This window comes from Belnapia sp. AC561, from assembly GCF_979252845.1.
In genome coordinates, this window is sequence record NZ_CEEDBP010000319.1 from 1 (window position 1) to 256 (window position 256).

Annotated in this window: 1 protein-coding gene; it reads right to left on the bottom strand. The window is 64.8% G+C overall.

Annotated features, from left to right (window positions below; genetic code table 11):
- Positions 1-256 (bottom strand): MFS transporter (locus AC0IW9_RS31250; RefSeq protein ID WP_471652180.1); only part of this gene is annotated, 256 nt, incomplete at both ends.

Sequence of the window (256 nt, forward strand, 5' to 3'; positions counted from 1 at the left end):
GCGTTGGCGTGGTGGCCAGGCCGCAGATCAGCGAGGCCATGCCAAAGCCTGCCATGCCCGCCAGAAACACCCGGCGTCGGCCAAACAGGTCGCCCAGCCGCCCGCCGGTAATCAGGAAAACCGCATAGGTAGCGGCGTATGCCGAGATCACCAACTGCACCTGCGCCGGGCTGGCGCCGAGCCCGCTGCGAATCGAGGGCAACGCCACATTGACGATAAAAAAATCCAACGGCGGCAAGAACGCGCCGGCCAATAG